This is a genomic window from Enterococcus moraviensis ATCC BAA-383 (genome assembly GCF_000407445.1).
Lineage (GTDB): Bacteria > Bacillota > Bacilli > Lactobacillales > Enterococcaceae > Enterococcus_L > Enterococcus_L moraviensis.
In genome coordinates, this window is record NZ_ASWB01000001.1 from 862414 (window position 1) to 885411 (window position 22998).

The window sequence follows — 22998 nt, forward strand, 5'->3', positions numbered from 1 at the left end:
ATACTCTTAACTATCGGGAAAGAGTTGACACTTTTCGTATTCAAGTTCTACGCATTTATTTATCTGTGTCTTTTAAATAAATGTTTCCTGTTGTTGTAGAAGCATTGATTTGCGCCATATCATCATCATTTAATCGTCTAAATTGTAGTAATTGATTGGTTCTTTCTTTTTTCTCACGAATCACTTCGTACTCACTTAAACGACTATTGATACTACCTAGGCTTGTTTTTACAGTACCTTCGACACCAAGTTCAGTCGGCAATGCAATTTTTACATTACCATTCACAGAACTTGCTTCGACTTTACGTAATGTATTTTCTTTTGCAGTGATTCGAACATCTCCATTGATCAATGAAACACCAATCGTTTGAGGTGTCGCCGTAATTGTCACCGTACCATTGACCGTTTCGATGATATTGTCTAAAATGTCACCACTCAAGACTTTGATATCACCATTCACGCCTTCAATTTCAAGCATTGTTGCATCGATTTTATTAAATGTGATAGACCCATTTGTTGATTTAGTATATACATCTTTTGCTTTTAATGATTCGATTGTTACATTTCCGTTTAATAATTTAATGGATACATGATCAAATGTACGTTCAGGTAAATAGAAAACCAAATCTGCACGAACACGTTTGTTTGGAATTTGGAATGAAATCACTTCGTCATCTACATCGATTTGACTTCTTTCTAGTAATGCTTCAAGTGGTGTTTCAGCATCCATCTTTCCATAAAGTTTGATTTTACCTTCTACTTTAACATCTGGTTGATCCCACGTTTTAAAGACGATATTCCCATTTGCTACTTTAACATCGATCAAACTAGCAAGTGGTGTTGGGTAATTAAACTCATGTTCAAATTTTGTTGTTGCCACACCTGGAACTTTAAAACTAACGTCTTTCCATTCCATATTATCATTCATTGTTTCTGAGAATGAATTAAATGTTTTCTTCAAGAATGAACCTAATTGAGATCCTGCTTCGCTCATTTTTTCACCGACTTGGTTGATCGTATCTGTCGCTTGATCTTTCCAATCATCTGGAATATCAAATTTTGAAGTAACACGATCTTTTGTTTCAGACCATTGTTCTTTACGAATATTTTTCAATTCTGCTTCTAAAGCAATTTTTTCTTGAATTTGTTCATCTAAAGAATCTTCTAGTGACTTGATTTCAGCTTCTAATGATGATCTTAATGCTAACTCTTCATCTGATAGTTCACTTAATTCTTCTTTTGTATTTAGTTCCATTAACTTTTCTTGTGCTTCTTTGATTTCTTCTTTAACGCCAGCGATTTCAGCGTTGATTTCATCTAATTCAACAGATGCTCGATTTGCTTCCGTTGCTAAATTATCTAGAATTTTTTCTAAACGTTCATGATCTTGCGCTTCTTTTGCTTTAACATCTTCATCAGAAATATCAGGTTCAATTGTATCTTCTTTTTGATTTTCTAACTTATTTAATAAATCTACGACTTTGTCATTTTCTTTTGTGTCAGCAGTTGAAGTTGTTACATTTACTTGGTCGGCAGCTTTTTTGATTTGTTTTTCATCTTTTTCTGTCGCCATATTTTCTAATAAGACTAAAGCTTCCTCTGAAGATAGGATACCTTTTTTAACTAAGTCTAATACTCTTTCTCTTTCTTTCATGGAAATTGCCTCCTTAGCAAATTTTTCACCCGAGGGTGTTTTCCTTATGTACCTATTATGCCTCCTTTTTTATCATTTGTCATAGGACTTAAGAATGAATTTTTGGTAGTCCTCAAGGGTAACCATGATTTTTGATCCATATATAGGAAGAAAGTTGTCTAAAATCAAAAAAGTGTCTAGGACATAACTATGCGAGTTATATCCCAGACACTTGGTTTTGGTATCCGAATAGACGTTGGGAGCAAATGGTCCTCGATGCTTCGAGGATCGGAGTGAAACGAGAACCATAGAGGCAGAAGTAACGACTTCGAAAATAAGCTGAAATTCAAAAAAATTTGAAGAACAATTTTCATGAATTCTTTCTTATCTCTCGGAGTTAAACACTTCTATCCCAACCTCCTTCTATATATGAAACAAACACTTTCTATTTTTTATCCCCTAGTTACTCATGAATCTCACGATAAATCAATTTACTCTCTTGAGCGTCTGATCCAATATGGATATTCTCTTTGATCATCCCGATAACATCCCCAACTTCTTCTTGATTTGCAAAGATTGTTACTAAACTTTCGCCTTTTTTCACTGGATCGCCAACTTTTTTTCTTAATACCAATCCAACGGCTAAATCGATCGTATCCTCTTTTGTCTCACGTCCTGCCCCAAGTTTCATTGCTGCTACACCAATAGCATCAGCAACAATCTCTGAAACAATCCCTTCAGAATCAGACACAACATTGATTTCAAAACGAGCTTGCGGCAATAATTTAGGATCATCTACCCATTCAGGATTGCCACCTTGATTTTTGATAAATTGCTTGAATTTAACAAGGGCTGAACCATCATTGATTACACCTTTTAACAATTCTTTCGCTTCTTCTAAAGAATTTGTCTTGCCTGCCAGTACAACCATTTGACTCCCTAATGTTAAAACAAGTTCAGTCAAGTCTTTCGGGCCATTTCCCTTTAATGTATCGATTGCTTCTTGAACTTCTAATGAATTACCGATTGCATTGCCAAGAGGCTGTGACATATCAGATATAATTGCCATGGTATTCCTACCAACAAGATTACCAATGCGAACCATCGCTGAAGCAAGTTCAGCTGCCTCTTCTTCTGTCTTCATAAAAGCTCCTGCTCCCGTCTTCACATCTAGAACGATAGCATCGGCACCTGCTGCGATTTTTTTACTCATGATAGAACTTGCGATCAACGGAATAGAGCTAACTGTTGCCGTTACATCTCTTAACGCATACAATTTTTTATCAGCAGGTGTTAAGTTACCTGATTGGCCAATTACTGACAATTTATCGCGATTAACCATTTTGGTAAATTCATTATCCGTCAACTCCACATGAAAACCATCAAAAGCTTCTAGTTTGTCGATTGTCCCACCTGTATGTCCTAACCCTCGTCCAGACATTTTTGCAAAAGGGATATCAAGTGCAGCAACTACTGGCGCTAAGACTAATGTTGTTGTATCACCCACACCACCAGTAGAATGTTTATCTACTTTTATTCCTTCAATACTAGATAAATCGATCACATCTCCTGAATGAACCATTGCCAAGGTTAAATTTGCTCGTTCTTCATCTGACATATCTTGAAAATACACAGCCATTAAAAAAGCACTAGCTTGATAATCTGGAATCGTTCCATTCGTTAATCCTTCAATAAAAAATTCGATTTCTTCTTTGCTTAATTCTTTGCCATTTCGTTTCTTTTCAATGATATCAACCATTCTCATACTCTATACCTCACAATCTTAATTGTTTCCTTTAGTAGCCCTCTGTTGTATCTTCAATTGCTGCATCAACGATTGCAATACTTGAGCTAGCCCCTAATCTTGAGGCACCAGCATGAATCATTGATTTTGCATCCTCTGCAGTACGCACACCACCTGAAGCTTTTACTCCAACCTCTGGACCAACTGTTTTACGCATCAACGCAACATCTTTGATCGTAGCGCCACCTGTTGAAAAACCAGTTGACGTTTTAACAAAATCTGCTCCAGCCTGAACGGATAATTTTGATGCTATTGCAATTTCTCGATCATTTAATAGGCAAGTTTCAAGGATCACTTTAACTAAAGCTTTGTCTTTCGCTACCTTAACAACGGCTTCAATGTCTTTTAAGACTGTCGCTTCGTCTCCTGATTTTAATGCGCCAACATTGATGACCATATCAACTTCTGTGGCGCCATTTTTAATCGCCTCTTCTGTCTCAAACGCTTTTGTTGCAGTTGTATTTGCTCCTAAAGGAAAACCAATAACTGTGCAAATAGCAACGGAAGTACCCGCAAGTTTTTTACTTGCTAAAGCCACCCAATAAGGGTTCACACAGACCGAAGCAAATTCATATTTTTTTGCTTCTTCAATCAAGGTTAACAATGCTGCCTCATTCGCTTCTGGTTTTAATAATGTGTGGTCGATCATTTTGTTTATGTTCATTATACTTCTCCCTTTCGGAAATTCCGTTCTGATTAAATGAAATTTCGTTCATAATAAATGTTTATAAAAGAGTAGAAAATAGTCTCTACTCCACTTACACAGTTTAATTTTAGTGATTTAATAATTTCATTGCTGTAAATTTATCGATCAATAAAACATTCGCATAGCCACCAACTAATGCACCGTGAATCGCATTGATTTTACGATCTCCACCAGCAATTAAAATTGATTTTTCTTTTCTTTTAAGTTCCTCAAGCTCGATACCAATCGTACGCCCATTGATTTCTTCATCACTGATTCGACCGTCTTCATTAAAAAATCTCGAACAGATATCTCCTACGGCATTTGCTTTAAGCGATTTTTCTTCTTCTTCAGTAAAATAGCCTAAACGAAAATGCAATGATTCACTTTGGACCGTTCCAACAGTAAATACAGCAATATTTGCTTGTCTACCTAATTCAATGACCTTACTAATATGGCGATCTTCTACTACCAAATCTTTTGCCTGTTTACTATCTAAAATAACTGGTAGTGGAAATGTCCTTGCTTTTGTATTTAGGGTTTCAGCAAGTAGCGTAATTGTTTCGAATGCATAGTTGTTCACATCAAAGTAAGCAATACCGCCTTTTAACTGAACAACTTCTACCCCTTTGACATCCATACGACTCATTTTTGAGACAGTCTTGTGCATTGTAGTGCCCCAACTAACACCAATAATATCTCCACTTTTTATAGTATCTTCAAGATATTCTGCTGCATATGAAGTCAAATATTCAGAGATAGAATTATAATTTGGATCTGGAGAAAAGGCTACATGGACTTCAGCTAATCCATATTTTTCTTTTAATTTATTTTCGATTTCATAAAGATCCGAAAAAGGATCAAAAATCGTGATTTGAACATAGCCCTTTTCTTTTGCATAATTAAGCAAGCGTGAAATCGTTGGACGTGAAACATTTAATTTTTCAGCTATTTCTTGTTGACTAAGTGAAGATTGATAGTAGAGCCTTGCAACTTCAATACTAAGTCGTTGTTTTTCTTTATCCATTCTCATTGTCCATTCCTAGTTATTTACGCTCATTATAGCAAGAACAAACAAGGAAAACAATTAGCTTTTCTTAGTCGGTTAGATAGGTACTTCTTAATTGCATTAGCTTTTGTTGGTCAAAATTCAAGCATTTAGCCGCATATATTTCAGCCGAACCAAAATTCTTTTCAATCAAATCAAAAGCATGGCTCAAGTATTCTTCTTTTACATAAAGTGCTGTTGCCAAAGATTTTAGTTGTTCTTCGTTAAATCCTTGTTCTCTAAACTGTTGCACTAATGCATCATTTGCTTGTTTTCTTTCAGTGTTCGTAATCAAAAAGTCTTTGTAAATTTCTTCTTTCTCTACATCTAATAATAGCAGTAATAGCGCTGAAGCATAGCCTGTTCGGTCTTTCCCAGCAAAACAATGGAAAATTGTCGCTCCCTCTTTATTTGCTAAAATGTACGCCATAAATTCTGTGAATCCTTCTTGTGCTCCTGGATTTAAAATCAAGTCTTCATAAACACCTAACATATGGTTGTCTACTGCCTCAATTGATTTTAATTTAGCAAAATCAGCTAAGCTTGAATTTTTTGCATTCATTTTTCCCAGTAAATCTAAGTTGACATATTCTACGTCTTCTATCGGTGTATCAGGTGATTCATTGATTTCAAAATCTCGTCTAAAATCAATGATTCTAGTTAGATTAAACTCCTCTACCAAAGTGGCCTGTGTTTTGGGATCTAACTTTACTAAGTGACCTGAACGGAGTAATTTTTTTTCTTTAACTCTTTTACCTTCTTTATTTTTAATACCACCTAAATCTCTGAAATTCGTAATGTTTATATTCATTTTTCTATTCCGCCTTTACGCATTTACTTTTTTTCTTCTGCTAGTGCAACGATTCCTAAAAGAACCGCAATAATGACAATTGAAATATAAAAGATAATGAACGTATCGTTCCACCCATGTAACACACGCCCAAAGAAATTCACGCCATCTTTCGCCGGATCCGAAATCTTTGCTAAAAGGATTTTTGCCATTGAATCTCCAAACAGATACGCAAAAGCACCCAATAGACCACCAGAAACTACGGTCGCTTTTTTAGGCACAAATCCTAGCATTGATAAATTGATCAACAATTGTGGCCCAAAAACCATCATACCTAACATAAACAAAGAAGCATTGATCACAAATTCAGTCGTACCAAGTTGATAACCAATAATGCCGATTGGCAATAAAAGTGTACTCACAGTAGCCACTAAAGCGGGGCGTCCTTTTAATAAATCAGAAATGTAGCCCCAAGCTAAGCATCCAATCAATGCCCCCATCTCAAAATAGAAGATCGTTTGAGCAGCGGCCTCTTGCGAGAAGTTTAAATGTTCTGTCACGTATAGTGGAGCCCAGTTATCGATGCCGATTCGTACAATATAAACAAAAACATTCGCAACACATAATACCCAAATATATGGGTTGGTTAGTAAATACTTTTTAAAGATTTCCCATTTCGTTAAATTTTCGGCATCAACATTGGCTTCTTCAACAGGTTCGCCAAAAATTTCTTCACTGGAATTCCACCCTAAATCTTCTGGTCTATTTTTCCCAATAACAAAAGTTCCTATTGCGACAACTACCGCAATGATCGCTGGAATGATGAACATCCCAGCAACTTGTCCTTTAAAAAAGGTAGTTGCACACCATACAGCAAAAATTCCAGCAAAACCACCACCGATATTATGGGAAGCATTCCATAAACCAATATATCTACCACGATTACTTCTTGTTGTCCATTGCGTAATAACAGACGCACAACTCGGCCCTCCAACACATTGAAACAAGCCATTTAAAGACCACAACACAACGATCCAGCCCATAGGCACATTATTCATAGTAAATAGTATTCCCATACATAACACGGTAATTGAAGACAAGAATAACAAGATAGATAAAATCTTTTTGGTATTCTTTCCATCTACAATATAGCCTACAATAAACTTGCCAAATCCATAAACAATCGAAAAAACAAACCCGATATAGCCTAAATCTGTTGTTGTAAGTCCTAGTTGACTTTTCAATAGCGGTTGAGCTGCTTTAAAGTTATTACGGATCATATACATCGTGATGTATATGATCACAACGACTAAAAACGGTTTCATAAATTCTTTGAACCATTGTTTTCTTTGTTCAGCCAAGCTCGGCCGAGTTCTATTACCAACAACTGTATTCGTTTCTTCCAAATTCACTCACCCCAAATATTTAATTATAATGGTTAGCGCTTTCCAATATAATTGTATAATACACGACGACAGAACAATTGTAAACACGTTGTTGAAATTTTGTTCAATATTTTTTTTCATACTATTTGCCAATAAAAAAAGAGAGAAACTTCACCACTTGATGAGGTTCCTCTCTTTTTTTCCAGATATATAGTAAAAAATGACGTTTATTTATTCATCATGATTACTGTTTAGCTCTGTGATTTTACCAGTTGCTAGATAAACGATCCACTCACAGATATTCGTTACATAATCCCCGATACGTTCTAAGTAAGTTGCTACGTGGAGATAATCAGTACCACTAACCACTGTTTCTGGATTGGCTTGCATTGCTTTGATTGAATGGCTATAAATACTATCAAAGTATTCATTCACTCTAGAATCCATTTTTGCAATCATACGCGCATCCTTTTGATCTGTTTTAACATACGCAATCAGAACATTATCAACCATTTTTTTCACATAATCAGACATATCTGAAATCTCTTTTTCGATCTCAGGAATTCTTGTTTCTCCTTTTAAGCGAATCGTTGATTTTGCAATTGATACAGCATGATCTGCCATTCTCTCTAAATCTGAGCTAGCTTTCATTACAGTGATAATCATTCTTAGATCCGTTGTAACAGGTTGTTGTAAAGCAATCATTTCAAAGCTTTTCTTTTCTAGTTTAACTTCCATATCATTTATTTCTACATCATAATCGATGACTTCATTTGCAATCTTTTTATCATGATTGATATAAGCACGTACAGATTTATGCACGACATTGCTTACCATCATCCCCATTTCATAAAATTGATTATGAAGATTTAATAATTCTTCTTCAAATTGGCTGCGCAACATGTGTTATCCTCCTTTTTTTTAACCAAATTTTCCCGAAATATAGTCTTCTGTTTGCTTTTCTTTTGGATTTAGGAATATTTTTTTCGTATCATTAAATTCTATCAATTCCCCTTGTAAAAAGAAAGCAGTTTTATCAGAAATTCTTGAAGCTTGAGACATATTATGTGTTACCATGATCATCGTATATTTTTCTTTTAGCGTTAAAAGCATATTCTCGATTTTCCCACTGGAAACAGGATCTAAAGCACTTGTCGGCTCATCTAATAAGATAATTTCCGGATCAACTGCTAAAACCCGAGCAATACAAACACGTTGTTGTTGTCCTCCAGATAAGGACAACGCACTTTTGTGCAGTTTGTCTTTCACATCGTCCCAAACAGAAGCTGCTTTTAAGCTACTCTCTACTGCTTCATCTAACACTTGTTTATTTTTTTCACCTTTTAAACGTAAACCGTAAATTACATTTTCATAAATGGAGAACGGAAATGGATTTGGTTGTTGAAATACCATACCGATTTCTTTACGTAAATCTACGATATCTGTTTTTGGACCATAGATATCTTTGCCTTTGTAGACGACGCTTCCAGTAATCGTTACACCTGGAATTAAATCATTCATTCGATTTAATGAACGTAAATAAGTTGATTTCCCACAACCAGACGGTCCGATCATCGCAGTGATCTCACCTTGATTGATACTTAGGTCGATTCCTTTTAACGCTTCTTTTTTACCATAATATAAATGCAAATCTTTTGATGAAATAATTTCGTTTGCCATCTTACTCCTCCTAACCAAAATGTCCAGAAACATAGTCTTCTGTTGCTTGAATTTTTGGTCGTGTAAAGATTTTTCTTGTTTCATCGTATTCGATCACTTTGCCTAAATAAAAGAAGGCTGTGTAATCACTGATACGGGCAGCTTGTTGCATATTATGTGTAACAATGATGATTGTATAATCATCTTTCAAATTGACTAGCGTTTCTTCCACTTTACCTGTTGAAATTGGATCCAATGCACTCGCTGGCTCATCTAATAGTAAAATATCCGGCTTCATTGCAATCGCTCTGGCAATACATAAACGTTGTTGTTGTCCTCCAGATAAGGCTAACGCACTTTTGTTTAGATTGTCTTTGACTTGATCCCAAAGTGCGGCTTGTTTTAAACTTGTTTCAACTATTTCGTCTAGTTTTTTCTTATCTTTTTCACCATGTTGTTTTAATGCGAACGTGATGTTTTCATAAATAGATTTACTGAATGGATTGGGACGTTGAAATACCATACCGATTCGTTTACGCATTTCATAGACATCGACTTCTTTGGTATTGACATTAACGCCTTTATACATGATATTACCAGTAACTTTGGTATTTGCTATTCCATCATTCATTCGATTCAATGAACGCAGATAGGTTGATTTACCACAACCAGATGGACCAATCAAGGCCGTAATTTTGTTTTTTTCAAATTCCAAGTCAACACCTTTTATTGCTTCATTCTCACCATACCAAACGTGCAGATCATCGGTATGTAAAGCAATCGGTTCTGGTAATTTAATAATATTGGTGTCATTTAAATTATATTCTTTCATTCTGATTCCCCTAACATTAGGCTGATGTCATTCTTTTATATAATCTGTTTCCGATAAAACGTGCACCGAAATTAAAGAGTAACACGACTAAAATCAGAACAGCAGAAGCTCCTGCAGAAACAGCTGCACCGTCCGGCATTGTACCTTCTGTATTGATTTTCCAAATATGAACTGCTAACGTTTCAGCCTGACGGAAGATACTGATTGGGCTTGAGACACTTAACGGATTCCAATTACTGAAATCAAGTGCTGGTGCACTTTGTCCTGCTGTGTAGATCAAAGCAGCCGCTTCACCGAAAATTCTTCCAGAACTTAAAATCACTCCCGTCAAAATTCCAGGTAAAGCCTCAGGAACTACAACTTTCATAACCGTCTCCCAGCGAGATAATCCTAATGATAAACCTGCTTCTCGTTGTGTATAATGAACGGCTTTTAGTGATTCTTCAACATTTCTTGTCAGCAACGGTAGGTTGAAAAAAGTCAGTGCTAAAGCACCTGAAATAATTGAAAAACCATACCCAATCTGTACAACAAAGATTAAAAATCCAAACAAACCAACTACTACTGAAGGAAGTGAACTTAAAATTTCAATTGATGTACGGATTACATCTGTTACCCAGTTTTTCTTAGCGTACTCTGATAAATAAATACCTGCGCCAAGTGAAATTGGGAAACTAATCAACATTGTTATCAGTAATAAGTATAAGGAGTTGAATAATTGTATCCCAATACCACCACCTGCTTGATAAGCCTTAGATGGCTTGGTCAAGAAATCCCAGGAGATATGAGGAATACCTCGAATTAAAATATACAGCAACAATGCTGCTAAGATTAAGACGATCACACCTGAAATAGCGTATAAGATGCCTGTTGCAATTTTATCGGCCTTTTTTGCATTCATTATTTCAAGGCTCCTTTCTTACCAATAATCCGAATAATGATATTAAAGAATAATGACATTAATAGTAAAATCAGTGCAAGTGACCACAGCACATTGTTTTCTACTGTACCCATGATTGTATTTCCGATTCCCATCGTCAAAATACTTGTTAATGTAGATGCCGGGGTTGTTAAGCTAGACGGCATGATTGCAGCATTTCCGATAACCATTTGGATTGCTAAAGCCTCACCGAAAGCACGTGCCATACCAAAAACAACTGCGGTTAAAATACCAGGAACTGCCGCTCTTAAAACAACTTTATAAATCGTTTGCCAACGTGTTGCACCTAATGCAAGTGATGCTTCACGATAATGGCGAGGTACTGATTTTAATGCATCGACCGTCATTGTTGTAACCGTTGGTAAAATCATAACGAATAGCACAAAAGTACCCGCTAAAATCCCAAAACCAGTACCACCAAAGATTGAACGAATAAAAGGAACAATTACTGATAGCCCAATAAATCCATAGACAACAGAAGGAATCCCAACTAATAGCTCAATAACAGGTTGTAAAATTTTTGATCCTTTTTTAGGTGAAATTTCTGTCATAAACACGGCTGCACCAATCGCAAATGGCGTTGCAATAATCGCAGACATAAATGTTACAATAAAAGATCCCGCAATCATTGGTAAAGCGCCTACCATTGGCTTACCATCTGTTCCTGTTTCACTTGGATTCCAGTTTGTACCAAATAAGAAATCCGACACTTTAATTTTATTTGTAAAAAAAGTCGCTAAACCTTTACTTGCCACAAAATAAAAGATCGATAAAACAACCAAAACAATCAGTGCGATGCAAAGAAAACTAATAAATTTTCCTCGTTGTTCCATTCTGGCACGTTTTGATTTTGTTAACAAAGTTTTCTGTACATCTTCCAAGAAAATTCCTCCTTATTTTAAAAGCTGAACGAGCTCGTTCAGCTTCGACAGAAAAATAGGAAATATGAGGTGGCGCTTTTGATTATATTCAGGCTTAACTTTATAGAATAACCACTTCATATATTCAACACTTTCCATAATAAATTCAGTGTAACTTTTAAACATAAATTTGCTTTTAATAACATGTAAATCTTATGTTAAGTTTGTAAATTTTGTGTAAAGGTCGATTAGTCAATAAGATTTCCTTGCCAATCTCGTTCCACTTTCATTTTTGATACTGGAATATAGCCTAATTGAGCAATAATTTTTTCTTGTACATCATCTGATAACATAAATTCTAAAAATTCGTCTGTTAATTGTTTTGGTTTGCCTAATGTGTACATATGCTCATAAGACCAAATCGTCCATTTATTTGTAACAACATTATCATCCGTTGGTTTTACCCCATCAATGCTCAATGTATTCACATCATCATTAACATAAGAAAAAGCAGTATAACTGATTGCTCCAGGAGTATCTGCAACAATAGAGCGAACCATCCCACTTGAATCTTGTTCTTGTGCTTGAATCGCAGTTTTACCATCTAATACCCAACGCTCAAATGTCACACGCGTTCCACTTCCAGCCGCACGATTCAACATGACGATTGGAATATCTTTCCCACCAAGCTCTTTCCAATTCTTTATTTCCCCTAAAAAGATTTTTCTAAGGTTCTCCAATGAAATATCTGATACTCCGATATTTTTGTTAACAATTGGTGTAATTCCCACTACTGCCACTTTGTGATCGGTTAGCTTACTAGCATCGATTCCTTTTTTCTCTTCAGCAAATAAATCTGAGTTTCCGATATCTACAGCGCCAGATTGAACTTGACTCAGCCCAGTACCACTTCCACCACCTTGAACATTGACAAATCGTCCTGGATTTTCATTTTGAAACTCTTCAGCTGCCGTTTCCACTAAGGGTTGCAAAGCCGATGAACCGACTGCCGTAATGGATTCACCTCGATCAATCCATTTTGCACACCCTGATAATGTTACTAATCCAATTAAACTAAAAAATAATAGCATTCTCTTTTTCATTTATCTGATAATCCTCCAAACTCAATTCAATCAATTCATTTTAACATTAACTGTTTCCCTTGAAAATTATAAGTTGTCAAAGTTCCTGTTTTTTTAGAATAAAATAACAGAAGCAATCATTTTAATGCAACAAAATAAAGTAAAAAGTACAACTCATTTGATCGGTTGTACTTTTTATACTATTTTTATAATAATGGTGAAATCAGACGTGCTAAACCTTCTTTTAATTTAATGATCACGCCACGATTTCGATATATCTCTTCGGTCAATAGCTTCGATACTTTAGAATCTTCATAAAAAGCATCTCGTACCTCTTTTGAAAACTCTTGGTCATAAATGATTGTATTGACTTCAAAATCAAGTCTAAACGAACGAACATCAATATTCGCTGATCCAACCGAAACAATCCCACCATCAATAATCATCGTTTTCGCATGGATAAATCCATGTTCATAAGTCTCGATGATTGCGCCATACTCTAATAATTCCGCAGAAAAAGAATAGGTCGCCCAATAAACTAACATATGATCTGGTTTATTAGGAATTTGTATACGAACTTTTACTCCTGATAATAGAGCCAACTTCAATGCCTCATGAATCGAAGCATCAGGTATATAATAGGGTGTTTGGATCAAAATTTCTTTTTTAGCGATAGCGATCATTTTCAAGTACGTCATCTTGATTTGCTCATGTTCAGAGTCTGGACCACTTGTTACTACTTGAACTGCTTTTTTTCCATTTGAATTTATCGTTGGAAAAAAAGCCGAATCATAGCTTAATTCTTTTCGGTGTTGCGAATTCCAATCCATCAAAAAGCGATTTTGTAAACTATAAACAGCTTCACCATGAATTCTTAAATGATTATCTCGCCAATAGCCAAATTTTTCAACTTCACCTAAGTATTCATTTCCTACATTAAACCCTCCAGTATAACCGATTTTACCATCAATCACTACAATTTTTCGATGGTTACGATAATTGATTCTTGGATTTAAATACGGGACAAATAGTGGAAAGAAAAAGGCAATTTCGCCTCCACATTTCTTTAATTCTTCAAAAAATTTCATATTCACTTGGGTAGAGCCCCAAGCATCTAAGAGTAAGCGGACTTTGACTCCTCTATTCACTGCATTGATCAATTCTTGACGAATTTCTTTACCTAAAGTATCACCACGATAAATGTAATATTCCATGTGAACATGATCTCTCGCTTGACGGATGTCTTCTATTAATCCATCGAATTTTTCTCTTCCGTCTGTATATAATCTAACTTCATTGTTGGTTGTATATAAAGAGCTTCCAAAGACTGTCAACATATAAATCAACTGCTTTGAATCTACTTCTCCTGTTGGCGGATGTGGAAACAACCCTCTTAATAACGACTGTTTTTCAAATTCAATTTCTGCATTCATTCCGATTTTCGCTTGCATCTTCATATCAAATATCTTATCTTTCGAAATACCTCTGCCTAAGAAGATGTAAAGAATAAAACCTAAGACGGGAATAAACATCAAGACAAGAAGCCACGACCATGTTTGAGCCGTTTGCTTGCGCTCTCTAAAAACAATAATCAATGACAATAACATATTCGCAATAAAAATAATAACAAATAAATTTTCATATAAGAACTTCATTTATTCCCCCCAATCACTTTCTCACTCATCCCCTAATAAAGCATATCGAACTTATGAAAATAAGTAAAGAAAAAGCAGACAAGAATGTCTGCTTTAATGTCATTAAATTTTTAAGAAACGACGCATTGAGATGATTGATCCTAACGACCCAATTGTCATTCCGATCACGATCATTAATAAATCAATCTGCCAAACAAATGATTCAGGTTTCAATAGTGAATAATTTGAACTTAGCAATTGCGGGTTGAATAGTGTATAGAACTTTTGGTAACCAAATGTGAGTACCAAAATCGGGATGATTGCACCAATAAGTCCAATCCAAGCCCCTTCTATAAAGAATGGCCAACGAATATAACCATTTTTCGCACCAACTAAGCGCATAATTTGAATTTCTCTTTGACGAGAAAGAATTGTGATACGAATTGTATTAGATATCAAGAATACTGCGACAAACAATAGTAAAATTGCGGCACCCAGTCCCCATGTTCTAACTTTTCCTGCTATACTGAAAATTTTGTCTGAAGAAACACCACCATAATCTGCCTTAAATACATTTGGCAGTTTTGCAGCTTCCTTCGAGATTCTTTTTGTATCTGATGGTTCTTTAGCACTTACATAATATACATCGTACAATGGATTGCTATCACCTTCGAATAGATTCCAAGCTTCACCCATTTGTTTTTGGATTTTCTTTAATTGCTTGTCTTTATTAGAATATGAAATTGTTTCAACATTATCGATTTTGTTTAATTCTTTTTCCAGTTTTTGCATTTCATCTGGTGTTGTACCGATATCAACAAAAACAGAAACTGTCACGTTTTCTTCAATATCTTTTGCTAATTTTGTTGCATTAAAAATTACTGCCATAAAAATCCCAACAAGGACTAAAGTAATCGTAACAGCACTGGCAGAAGCAATTGTCATCCACCCATTACGTTTTAAACTTTTGATACTTTCTAGGACGTGAGAAAAGAACGTTCTAATCATCGTAGCCATAGTCTCCTTCCGCTTGGTCTCGAATAATTCGGCCATTTTCAATGGCGATTACGCGATGACGGATCGTGTTTACAATCGTGCTATTGTGTGTTGCCATTACAACCGTTGTTCCTTGTGCATTGATCCGATCCAACAGTTTCATGATTTCCCATGAGTTTTCTGGGTCAAGGTTACCTGTTGGTTCATCAGCAATTAGAACTTTCGGTGTATTTACGATTGCACGGGCAATCGAAACACGTTGTTGTTCCCCACCAGATAATTCACTTGGGAAGACTCTGACTTTATGTTTAAGTCCTACAAGATCAAGAACTTCCATTACTCTTTTCTTGATATCTCTAGGCTTACGACCAACAACTTGCATTGCGTACGCAACATTTTCATATACCGTTTTCTTCGTTAATAATTTGTAATCTTGAAAGACGATACCAATTTCTCGTCTAAGGTATGGAACTTCTGAATTCTTGATTTTCATCAAATCATGACTTGCAACTTTCAAACGTCCTTTAGTTGCTTTTTCTTCACGGTACATTAATTTAATAAATGTTGATTTTCCGGCTCCAGAAGGGCCAACAACATAAACGAATTCACCCTGCTTTATTTCTACTGAAATATTTCGGATAGCAGTTGTACCATTCGAATATTTCTTCATTACATCTTTCATTTCAATCATGGCGTATTCTCTCCATCTCTGTTTTCTAGACTATCAATCATTATAGCATGACTTTGTTTCAAGGCTCTTTCAACAGTTTACAATTTTGTTTCATTTCTGTGAAGTCATCAATTCAATTTTTGTTTTAAGTAAGCATCGATAAAACCATCTAAGTCTCCATCCATTACTGCTTGCACATTTCCAGTTTCATAATTCGTACGATGGTCTTTGACCATTGAATACGGATGGAAAACATAAGAACGAATTTGTGATCCCCAGCCGATTTCTAATTGTTCACCGCGTAAAGATGCTGCTTCTTGCGCTTTTTTATCCATTTCTAATTGATATAACTTCGCTTTCAACATCCCCATCGCTTGCTCTCGGTTTTTTAGTTGAGAACGTTGGGCTTGACTTGCAACGACGGTTCCAGTTGGAATATGTGTGATTCGAACCGCTGATTCTGTCTTATTGATGTGCTGACCACCCGCACCACTCGCACGATACGTATCCACTTTTAAATCATCGGTATTGATATCGATCTCAACATTTTCATCCAATTCCGGCATAATATCAACTGAACAAAAAGAAGTATGACGACGTTTGGCCGAATCAAATGGTGAAATACGGACTAAACGATGAACCCCTTTTTCTGATTTTAAATAACCATATGCATTATATCCTTTGATTAAAAGTGTGACACTTTTAATGCCTGCTTCATCTCCAGATTGATAATCCAATGTTTCCACTTGAAATCCATGACTTTCAGCCCAACGAGTATACATTCGAAGTAACATGCTGCCCCAATCTTGTGACTCTGTTCCACCTGCTCCAGGATGAAGTTCCATGATAACATTATTTTTATCATAAGGCTCGTTTAACAGTAAAGATAGTTCATAAATGCTTAACTTTTCTTTTAAAGCTAATAAACGATCTTCCAGTTCAGTTTGGGTTTCTCCATCATATTCTTCTTGTTGCATGTCACTCATGATTTCCAATTCTTCCAATTCATCTGCAAATTGATGAAATTGTTGATATTTTTCTTTGTAAGAATTCGTTTCATTGATCAATTGTTGTGCCGTTTCCGCATTATCCCAAAAACCAGGTTCTGCCATTCTGCTTTCAGCTTCTGCAATGTCTTCCTCTAACTGATCTAAGTCAAAGAGACCCCCTGAAGCTAGTAATTGATTGATTCATTTCATCTAAAATAGTTCGGATTTCAGCATTTTCCATGATATTTTCTTCCTTTCACGTTCAATAGTCTATTTTACAAATAAATGAAGGCGAGGCGAACGCCTCACCTTCATCAATTGTTATTGACCTTTACCGTGGCAATTTTTATATTTCTTGCCGCTGCCGCATGGACAAGGATCATTACGGCCAATTTTGTCATCAACATGAATTGGTTTCTTTTTAGCACTTGTGTTGCTTTGAGGCTCTTCTTCTTCTGTTGGATGAACAGCTTCGCCTTGTGCTACTTGTTCACGTTGGACATTTTGGCGAATTTCAGATTTCATAAATAGACGTGTTACTTCGTATTCGATAGCTCCAATCATTTCTTCAAACATATTGTATCCTTCTGTTTGATATTCAACCAATGGATTGTTTTGTCCGTAAGCGCGTAAGCCAACTGATTGACGTAATTGGTCCATTGCATCGATATGATCTGTCCATTTCGTATCTACAACACGCAGTATAACAACTTTTTGGAATTCCAAAATTTGTTCAGGCCCGTTTAATTGTTCTACTTTGACATCATAGACTTCTTGCGCACGTTTTACTAAATATGCTTTGATTTCTTCTGGTGTTTTTCCGTCTAAATCAGCTTTAGAGATGCTGTCTTCATGGACTAATGTTGAAGAAGTAAAATCAACGATACCATCAAGATTCCAGTTTTCTTTATCTAATTGAGTATGGCTATCAACAACACGAGTAATCGTACGTTTCACCATATTTAATAATGTATCTGTTAACTCAGTATCTTCCATAATAACTTCTTGGCGTTGTGCGTAAATAACTTCACGCTGCTCACGCATTACATCATCATACTGTAAAACATTCTTACGTGTATCGTAGTTATTACCTTCAACACGTTTTTGAACTGATTCAACTTGTTTGCTTAACATTTTACTTTGGATTACTGCATCTGCTTCTTCAATATTCATACGATCCAAGAATGCTTTGATTCGTTCTGAACCAAAACGTTTCATTAGATCATCTTCAAGAGAAAGGTAGAATTGAGAAACCCCTGGATCTCCCTGACGACCAGCACGACCACGTAATTGATTATCAATACGGCGTGATTCGTGACGTTCTGTACCGATTACAGCTAAACCGCCAAGTTCGATAACGCCCAAACCAAGCTTGATATCTGTTCCACGACCAGCCATGTTAGTAGCAATCGTTACTGCTCCTTTTTGACCAGCGTTCATGATGATTTCTGCTTCTTTAAAGTGATTTTTCGCATTTAATACTTCATGTGGTACTTTTTCTTGATTTAATAACTCTGATAATAATTCAGACGTTTCAACAGCCACTGTACCAACTAAAACTGGTTGCCCATTGTGGTAACGTTCTTTAATATCTTGAACTACTGCTTTGAATTTGCTTTGTAGTGTTGGGTAAAGCAAATCTGCACGGTCATCACGAATGATTGGACGGTTCGTCGGAATTTGGAAAACTTGGATGTTATAGATTTCACGGAATTCTTCTTCTTCTGTTTTAGCAGTACCAGTCATCCCAGCTAATTTCTTATACATACGGAAATAGTTTTGGAATGTGATTGTTGCCATTGTTTTTGTTTCATCTTCGATTTCTACGCCTTCTTTGGCTTCGATTGCTTGGTGTAAACCATCTGAGTAACGACGACCATCCATGATACGTCCAGTAAATTGGTCAACAATCAGAACTTTACCTTCTTGAACCACGTAATCAATATCACGAAGCATGATAAAGTTCGCACGCAACGCTTGATCCATATGGTGTGTTAAAGCTGTATTTTCGATATCATATAAGTTGTCTAATCCAAAGTTTTCTTCCGCCTTTTCGATCCCAGCTTCTGTTAAACTAATTGTTTTAGATTGAACATCGATTTTGTAATCTTCTTCTTCTTTTAGACGCTTAACGAAATTATCTGTACGTGTATAAAGTGCTGTTGATTTTTCAGCTTGACCAGAAATAATCAACGGTGTACGAGCTTCATCAATCAAAATCGAATCGACCTCATCCACGATTGCATAGTTCAATGGACGTTGTACCATTTGATTACGGTAAACAACCATATTATCACGTAAATAATCAAATCCTAATTCATTATTCGTACTGTAAGTGATGTCGCAGTTGTATGCATCGCGTTTTTCTTCAGAGGTTTTTGAATTGATATTTAGTCCTACTGTCAGTCCTAAGAAATTGTACAATTCACCCATCTCATCTGAGTCACGAGTTGCTAAATATTCATTGACGGTTACGACATGAACACCTTCACCTGTCAATGCATTCAAGTAAACAGGCATTGTAGCTGTCAAGGTTTTCCCTTCACCTGTTCTCATTTCTGGGATGTTCCCATCGTGTAAGACAATACCACCCATTAATTGAACGTGGTATGGATACAACCCTAACACACGTTTAGCTGCTTCACGAACAACCGCAAACGCTTCTGGTAATAACTGATCTAACGTTTCACCTTTTTGGTAACGCGCTTTGAATTCATCTGTCTTTGCTTTCAATTGTTCATCGCTCAATGCTGCAATAGCTGAAGCATGAGATTCAACTTGGCTTGCAATACCATCCAAGCGTTTTAATTCTTTTTTATCATTCTCAATCATTTTTTTTAAAAAATTCGCCATGTTTTTATGTGTTCCTTTCAATAAACTCTATTTATTTTTTGCACTAAATGCACAATCATCCTTTCTATTTTATCATTAGTTGCTAAGAAAGGAAATAACTTCTCTTAATATTAATTATATATTGTCTTATTTTTTATGTACATATGCTTTAAATAAGGAAAGAGACTGCGGCAAAACGTGTGCCGTCCTGCTTCAGTCTCTTAAAATTGACTATCTGAAAAGAATTACCTCCGATACCAATTTCCTCAAATATCTAGTGGATAAAAATTCAAATCAACATTTTCGAATTTTTATTCGTTAAATCAGTGGCTAAATCTCTAGCCCAATTAATTTAGTCTGTTTCGATTAAACCATATTTGCCATCTTTACGACGGTAAACAATACTGGTTCCATTAGTTTCTGAATCTTCAAAGATAAAGAAGTTATGTCCTAACATGTTCATTTGTAAAACAGCTTCTTCACTATCCATTGGTTTTAATGAAAGACGTTTTGTACGAACGATGTCTAATTCTGGCGTTTCATCTGGTGTTTCTTCACCATTTAAGAAAATAGCTGCTTTAGCGGTATTCATCCCTGTTTCACGAGATTTACGGTTAATTTTTGTTTTAAATTTACGAATTTGTCGCTCTAATTTATCTACAACTAAATCAACACTTGCATATAAATCAGGTGATGTTTCTTCGGCACGTAAAACTAAATAAGGTAGAGGAATAGTAACCTCGACTTTTGCTGTTTTCTCAGTGTAAACTTTTAAATTCACATGAACAGTCGCTTCAGGTGAATCACTGAAATAACGTTCTAGTTTACCAACTTTTTTCTCTACATAGTCTCGGATTGCTTCAGTAACTTCGATGTTTTCTCCACGCACATTATATCTAAACATAACGATTACCCCTTTCATCTGCCACTAAAGAAGGAATAAAAGGACCACTCTGTTATCCTTCTTCTTATTTCTATTATAACGAATTATATTCCTTTTGCCAACAAAATTGCGGTCGATTTTTTATTTTAATTGTTCCGTTATCTTGCGAGAGAAAACGTATACAACTTTGAAGGGCTTTTTTCTAAAATAACTTGTGCTGCATGAAAAATTGTTCGCCCCGTTGTGTAAATGTCATCTACCAGCAGAACCTCTCGATTTTGCACTTCTCGTTGCCCTTCTTTTGTTAGCTCGAAGGGTTGAGTTAATTCCATTCGCTCTTTCCGTGTTTTTTGCACTTGGGATATGCCATCTTCAAAACGAATAAGATAAGGCTGGTAGAAAATGTTGGCTGCTTCTAGCAATCCCTCAACTTGATTGAATCCTCGAGTCTCCATTCGTTTACTGGAAATAGGCATTGGAACCACCAAAAGATCTTTTTTTTGTTTAAAGTACTCTTGCAAAAAAGGAGCAAAACTATATCTAAGTTTGTAATGCCCTTTAAATTTGTACGCTTCAAACCATTCTTGCATGGCTTCATTGTATGAAAAAAGAGCTTCGTGGTGAAAATCATAACTTGGATAATGACGTTGCCATTTTATGCAGTCGCCACAATACTTCTTATTCGTTTGACGTTGACAGCCTTGGCAACAATTTTTTGTTTCCAGTAAATGAAAGCTGCTGACACATTGCAAACACAACTGTTCTGTTATTATTTTTTGAGGTAAAAAAATCTCTTTAAATGTCAGATTTCTGCTGATCAATCGATTGCAATAATTACATTTCATCAAGTAACTCTCTTTCTAAACCTAAAGTATTCATTTCTACGATCTGCTGAATCGCACTATTCATTGCTTTCGTACAGCCATCATGTAAAAACCACACTTCTCCGGCTGTGTATTCTTTTTTCCTGTCGACTCGCCCAGCAATCTGAACCAGCGCAGAGGTAGCAAATACATCATGATTCGAACCTAAAACAATCACCGAAACACCATCAAAAGTCACTCCTCTTTCTAATATTGTAGAGGTTATCAGAATTCTATATGCTTTATTCCTCATGTTTAAAACCTTTTCTAAACGTTCTGGATCTTGTGAATGAACACACGCTATTGGAATGTTTAAAAAAATTTTTTCAATAGCCTTTTTCAGTTGTTCCATTAAAGAAATACTTGGACAAAAAATCAATACATCATTTTTGCTGACTAGTGTGTGGATTTTATCCCGTAATGGCTTAGGACAGTTACCTTTTTTGATTTTTTCATGCCACTTATAACACCACTTTTTCTTTGGGACCGGCAAAATTCTTCGGTGATAGCGTGCAGGTAAAATGCTAATCTGCACTTCATTTTTGGTATTCTTTTCAGTTAGCTCCTTTGTAGGCGTTGCAGTAAGATAAACCAAAGAACATGTTTTCTTGATTGCTTGCTCTACACCATATTGCAACTGCAAATTTCCAACAAATGGAAAAGCGTCCACTTCATCAATGATCAATACATCAAAAGCTTGATAAAAATGCAACAATTGATGCGTTGTACAGACTATTAACTTCGTATAGGCATAGTCTTCTTTCATATTCCCATGTAAAAGGATAGCTGGTTCGTCAGGAAAAACTGCTTGGATTCTTGGAAAAAGCTCCAAACAGACATCTACTCTGGGCGAGGCAATCCCAACTCGATACCCTCTTTCTAAAGAATAGTGAATCGTTTGAAACAACATTTCTGTCTTTCCAGCGCCAGTAACAGCCCAAATCATTCGAGATTCCGCTTTTTTTACAGAAGCAACTAATGCGTCAGAAACTTGTTGTTGCCCCTCAGTTAATTCTCCTTTCCATGCAAAGTGAACCCTTCTTTTTATAGGATTTGGCTCTGGTAAATGATAAAAAAATCGACCTGTGTCTACCCTTCCTAATTGAATACATTCTGGGCAATAGTAGTATTGATTCATTAACCGCACTGTATGTTTCAATTGAACCTGACCACAACGTAAACATTGAATTTTATGATCATTCACTTCTTTCATCGTGGGTAATTTTTGACCTTCTTCCACGAGAATTTCATTATCCTTGATCTCTTTTTTTAGAACTTTTCTTCCCCATAATTCTTCCATTTTCCCCCTCCATAATTAAACTACGCATTTTCCTTCTATTTTTTTTAATTAAAAAGTGAAAATTGCTGGAAGTATACAAAAAACGCAACTGAGCCACTGTTTTAGTGGTTCAG

General features: G+C 35.8%; 20 protein-coding genes. All 20 read right to left on the reverse strand.

What is annotated here, in order from left to right:
- Positions 1-55: 55 nt before the first annotated feature.
- Positions 56-1654, reverse strand: coding sequence for a daptomycin-sensing surface protein LiaX (gene liaX / locus I586_RS04030; RefSeq protein WP_010764444.1), 1599 nt, complete (start codon positions 1652-1654; stop codon positions 56-58).
- A gap of 442 nt (positions 1655-2096) precedes the next feature.
- Entirely contained in the window at positions 2097-3398 is a 1302-nt protein-coding gene (locus I586_RS04035) for a pyrimidine-nucleoside phosphorylase (protein ID WP_010764443.1), read from the reverse strand.
- A gap of 31 nt (positions 3399-3429) precedes the next feature.
- Positions 3430-4101, reverse strand: a complete 672-nt coding sequence (deoC, locus tag I586_RS04040) for a deoxyribose-phosphate aldolase (RefSeq protein WP_010764442.1) — start codon at positions 4099-4101, stop codon at positions 3430-3432.
- Between the two features lie 109 nt (positions 4102-4210).
- Positions 4211-5149 (reverse strand): sugar-binding transcriptional regulator, encoded by a 939-nt coding sequence (locus tag I586_RS04045; RefSeq protein ID WP_034701483.1) that lies wholly within the window; start codon positions 5147-5149, stop codon positions 4211-4213.
- Positions 5150-5219: 70 nt separating this feature from the next.
- Entirely contained in the window at positions 5220-5981 is a 762-nt protein-coding gene (locus tag I586_RS04050) for a tyrosine-protein phosphatase (protein ID WP_010764440.1), read from the reverse strand.
- A gap of 23 nt (positions 5982-6004) precedes the next feature.
- The gene (uhpT, locus tag I586_RS04055; protein ID WP_034701486.1) at positions 6005-7372 is read right to left on the reverse strand and encodes a hexose-6-phosphate:phosphate antiporter; all 1368 of its coding nucleotides are present in this window, start codon (positions 7370-7372) and stop codon (positions 6005-6007) included.
- Between the two features lie 204 nt (positions 7373-7576).
- Complete coding sequence (gene phoU, locus I586_RS04060) at positions 7577-8248, reverse strand: phosphate signaling complex protein PhoU (protein WP_010764438.1); 672 nt, start codon at positions 8246-8248, stop codon at positions 7577-7579.
- 18 nt (positions 8249-8266) lie between these two features.
- A complete protein-coding gene (gene pstB, locus I586_RS04065; protein WP_010764437.1) occupies positions 8267-9025 on the reverse strand; it encodes a phosphate ABC transporter ATP-binding protein PstB in 759 nt (252 codons plus the stop codon).
- Positions 9026-9035: 10 nt separating this feature from the next.
- Positions 9036-9836: a phosphate ABC transporter ATP-binding protein PstB gene (gene pstB, locus I586_RS04070; protein ID WP_010764436.1), complete on the reverse strand. Its 801-nt coding sequence runs from the start codon at positions 9834-9836 to the stop codon at positions 9036-9038.
- 16 nt (positions 9837-9852) lie between these two features.
- Positions 9853-10737, reverse strand: a complete 885-nt coding sequence (gene pstA / locus I586_RS04075) for a phosphate ABC transporter permease PstA (RefSeq protein ID WP_010764435.1) — start codon at positions 10735-10737, stop codon at positions 9853-9855.
- Positions 10737-11657, reverse strand: a complete 921-nt coding sequence (gene pstC / locus I586_RS04080; RefSeq protein WP_010764434.1) for a phosphate ABC transporter permease subunit PstC — start codon at positions 11655-11657, stop codon at positions 10737-10739. The genes pstA and pstC overlap by 1 nt, the downstream gene beginning before the upstream one ends.
- Positions 11658-11884: 227 nt before the next feature.
- Positions 11885-12739, reverse strand: coding sequence for a phosphate ABC transporter substrate-binding protein PstS (locus I586_RS04085; protein ID WP_010764433.1), 855 nt, complete (start codon positions 12737-12739; stop codon positions 11885-11887).
- A 185-nt stretch (positions 12740-12924) separates the two neighbouring features.
- Positions 12925-14373, reverse strand: coding sequence for a cardiolipin synthase (gene cls, locus I586_RS04090; RefSeq protein WP_010764432.1), 1449 nt, complete (start codon positions 14371-14373; stop codon positions 12925-12927).
- A 102-nt stretch (positions 14374-14475) separates the two neighbouring features.
- Complete coding sequence (gene ftsX / locus I586_RS04095; RefSeq protein WP_010764431.1) at positions 14476-15360, reverse strand: permease-like cell division protein FtsX; 885 nt, start codon at positions 15358-15360, stop codon at positions 14476-14478.
- Positions 15353-16039 carry a cell division ATP-binding protein FtsE gene (gene ftsE, locus I586_RS04100; RefSeq protein WP_010764430.1) on the reverse strand — a complete coding sequence of 229 codons (687 nt, stop codon included), beginning with the start codon at positions 16037-16039 and terminating at the stop codon, positions 15353-15355. Before ftsE ends, ftsX begins: the two co-directional genes overlap by 8 nt.
- A gap of 107 nt (positions 16040-16146) precedes the next feature.
- Positions 16147-17248 (reverse strand): peptide chain release factor 2 gene (gene prfB / locus I586_RS04105; protein WP_139242745.1). Its coding sequence is split into 2 segments (ribosomal slippage): positions 16147-17175 and positions 17177-17248, totalling 1101 coding nucleotides; the frame shifts between segments, so codons are not numbered across the junction.
- An 80-nt stretch (positions 17249-17328) separates the two neighbouring features.
- A complete protein-coding gene (gene secA, locus I586_RS04110) occupies positions 17329-19860 on the reverse strand; it encodes a preprotein translocase subunit SecA (RefSeq protein WP_010764428.1) in 2532 nt (843 codons plus the stop codon).
- Between the two features lie 331 nt (positions 19861-20191).
- Positions 20192-20743 (reverse strand): ribosome hibernation-promoting factor, HPF/YfiA family, encoded by a 552-nt coding sequence (gene hpf / locus I586_RS04115; protein ID WP_010760772.1) that lies wholly within the window; start codon positions 20741-20743, stop codon positions 20192-20194.
- Between the two features lie 137 nt (positions 20744-20880).
- Positions 20881-21567 (reverse strand): ComF family protein, encoded by a 687-nt coding sequence (locus I586_RS04120; protein ID WP_010764427.1) that lies wholly within the window; start codon positions 21565-21567, stop codon positions 20881-20883.
- Positions 21557-22885: an ATP-dependent helicase ComFA gene (locus I586_RS04125; RefSeq protein WP_010764426.1), complete on the reverse strand. Its 1329-nt coding sequence runs from the start codon at positions 22883-22885 to the stop codon at positions 21557-21559. The genes I586_RS04120 and I586_RS04125 overlap by 11 nt, the downstream gene beginning before the upstream one ends.
- Between the last annotated feature and the right edge of the window lie 113 nt (positions 22886-22998).